The sequence below is a fragment of the Microvirga sp. P5_D2 genome, assembly GCF_054049475.1.
The window spans coordinates 1-2,678 of sequence record NZ_JBFUMH010000315.1 but is presented as its reverse complement, the minus strand read 5'-3'; the positions used below and the strand labels follow the sequence as shown (position 1 = coordinate 2,678).

The 2,678-nt window shown below is 62.6% G+C and carries 2 protein-coding genes and 2 pseudogenes; 2 read left to right on the top strand and 2 right to left on the bottom strand.

Annotation, left to right across the window (positions count from 1 at the left end; all coding sequences use genetic code 11):
• The coding region (locus ACXJKO_RS31100; protein WP_457094862.1) for a transposase at positions 1–211 on the top strand (211 nt) is incomplete at its 5' end.
• Positions 212–276: 65 nt separating this feature from the next.
• A pseudogene (locus ACXJKO_RS31095) lies at positions 277–1,497 on the top strand (AMP-binding protein); the annotation flags it as partial.
• 52 nt (positions 1,498–1,549) lie between these two features.
• Here ACXJKO_RS31095 and phbB read toward each other — a convergent pair.
• Together phbB and ACXJKO_RS31085 are read right to left on the bottom strand one after the other, a co-directional pair.
• Positions 1,550–2,275, bottom strand: coding sequence for an acetoacetyl-CoA reductase (gene phbB / locus ACXJKO_RS31090; protein ID WP_457094861.1), 726 nt, complete (start codon positions 2,273–2,275; stop codon positions 1,550–1,552).
• 90 nt (positions 2,276–2,365) lie between these two features.
• Positions 2,366–2,678, bottom strand: a pseudogene (locus ACXJKO_RS31085) (acetyl-CoA C-acetyltransferase); the annotation flags it as partial.

Genomic DNA, 2,678 nt, shown 5'->3' with positions numbered 1-2,678 from the left:
CCTCAAAAGCACCAACATGCTCGAGCGCCTCAACGAGGAGATCAGGAGGCGCACCTACGTGGTGCGGATCTTCCCCAATGCCGCCTCATGCTGCCGGCTGGTGCGGGCCCTGGCGGTGGAGACGCACGAGAACTGGCTCGAGGCCCACCGCTACCTCAATATGGAGGATCTGAAGGAGCACAAGAAAGACCAGCTTCGCGAAGCCGCTTAGCCACCCTGCTCGGCCGTCCCGCTTTGCAGAACTTGACGCACACAATCGGATCCGATGCTCCGACGGGCTGGCACAACTATGAGGAATCCTCCCAGCAGTCCGAGGCCTTTGCCCCGGATGGACCGACGCAGCCTGATGATCCGCTGCTGCTCTACTTCACCTCCGGCACCACGGCAAAGCCCAAGCTGGTGCGGCACACCCAGCGCAGTTACCCGATTGGGGCTCTCTCCACCATGTACTGGCTGGGCTTGCAGCCCGGAGACATTCACCTAAATGTCTCCTCACCGGGTTGGGCCAAACACGCCTGGAGTTCTGTATTCGCGCCATGGAATGCTGGCGCGACCGTGTTAGCTGTCAACCAACCCCGCTTCGAGGCTAAAAGCCTTCTGGATGCCATTACCCGCTGCGGGGTGACCACGTTCTGCGCTCCCCCGACGGTTTGGCGACGGCTGATCCAGGAGGATCTCGCTGAGCACAAGGGAGCTTTGCGCGAGGTCTGCGGATCGGGAGAGCCGTTGAACCCGGAGGTCATCGAGCAGGTGCGAGCGGCCTGGGGCCTGACCATCCGTGACGGCTATGGCCAGACAGAGACCACGGCCCAGATCGGCAACTCGCCAGGCCAGGCGATCAAGGTGGGAACGATGGGCCGCCCTCTCCCGGGCTATCCCGTGCGGTTGCTCGACCTGGATGGAAACCTGGCGCAGGAAGGCGAAGTCGGCCTCGCCCTAGGCGAGGCCCGACCTGCTGGGCTTATGCAGGGCTACCAGAATGCTGACGGCACAGTGAGCGGGGCCGAGGGAGCGCTCTATCGCACCGGCGACATCGCCTTCACTGATGAGGATGGCTATCTCACCTTCGTGGGACGTTCGGACGATGTATTCAAATCATCCGACTACCGGATCAGCCCGTTTGAACTCGAGAGCGTGCTGATCGAGCATGGGGCTGTGGCGGAGGCCGCCGTGGTCCCGGCACCTGATGCGATCCGGTTGTCCGTTCCCAAAGCCTACATCTCACTCCTGCCCGGGATCGAGCCCTCTCCTGAGACGGTTTTGTCGATCTTCCAATACACGCATACACGGCTGGCTCCGTTCAAGCGCATTCGGCAGATTGAAGTGGTCTCCGAGTTGCCGCGAACCATCTCCGGCAAGATCAAGCGCGGACAACTCAGGCGTCTTGAACTGGGAAACGACAGGTCAGGTCCTCTGCGCGGGATTGAGTACGCAGAGGATGACTTTGCGGAGCTTCAGGTTCGGCGTAGTGGCATACCGCCGGGGTCATGCGAGTAGGCCAAGCACGGGGAGCCTTCAGGCTTACTCACAGCTCGATCGTCGTTGCCGGTCAGGCCATGTATTGGCCGCCGTTGATGGACAGGGTCGAGCCGGTGATGAAGCCGGCTTCGTCTGCTGCCAGGTAGAGCACGCTGCGGGCGATCTCCTCCGCCTCGCCGAGACGGCCCACCGGAATGAGCGGCAGGATCTTGGCTTTCAGCACCTCTTCCGGCACCGCCTTCACCATCTCGGTGGCGATGTAGCCCGGTGCTACAACGTTCACGGTGACGCCCTTGTTGGCGTTCTCCAGCGCGAGCGCTTTCGCGAAGCCGATCACGCCTGCTTTCGCGGCGGAATAATTGGCCTGTCCCATCTGTCCCTTCTGGCCGTTGATGGACGAGATGATGACGATGCGGCCGAAGCCGCGCTCGCGCATGCCGTCGATCACCGGGCGTGTGCAAGTGAACATGGAATCGAGATTGGTGCGCATCACGGCGGACCACTGATCGAAACTCATCTTGTGGAACATGCCGTCGCGGGTGATGCCCGCATTGTTGACCAGGATATCGACGGGTCCGAGTTCAGCCTCGACCGCGCGGATGCCCGCCTCGCAGGATGCGGCGTCGGACACGTCGAACTTGAAGACTGGTATGCCCGTCTCGCCCTTGAACCGATTGGCGGCCTCGTCGTTGCCCGCGTAATTCGCGGCGACCTTATAGCCGGCTTGCTTCAGGGCCGCGGAGATTGCGGCGCCGATGCCGCGGGTGCCGCCTGTAACCAATGCAACGCGCGCCATGTCTTGCTCCTTCTGGGAGTTCATCCCAATGGGATCACGCTGGATCCCGATACGAAGGCAGCCCGGGTGATCCGGGCCGCTGGTGATGTCTTACCGCTCGAGGCACATGGCGACGCCCATGCCGCCGCCGATGCACAGTGTTGCGAGACCCTTCTTCGCGTCACGGCGGTTCATTTCGTGCAACAGGGTCACGAGAACGCGTGCGCCCGATGCGCCGATGGGATGGCCGATGGCGATCGCGCCGCCGTTTACGTTCACGATGGACGGATCCCAGGCCATGTCCTTGTTGACTGCGAGCGCCTGCGCCGCGAAGGCCTCGTTCGCCTCGACGAGATCGAGATCCGACACTTTCCAGCCGGCCTTCTCGAGCGCCTTGCGTGAAGAGGGAATCGGGCCCGTACCC

Bases quoted from the DNA above. Each gene is read 5' to 3' on its own strand.
- phbB (WP_457094861.1), bottom strand. From the start codon at position 2,275: ATGGCGCGCGTTGCATTGGTTACAGGCGGCACCCGCGGCATCGGCGCC.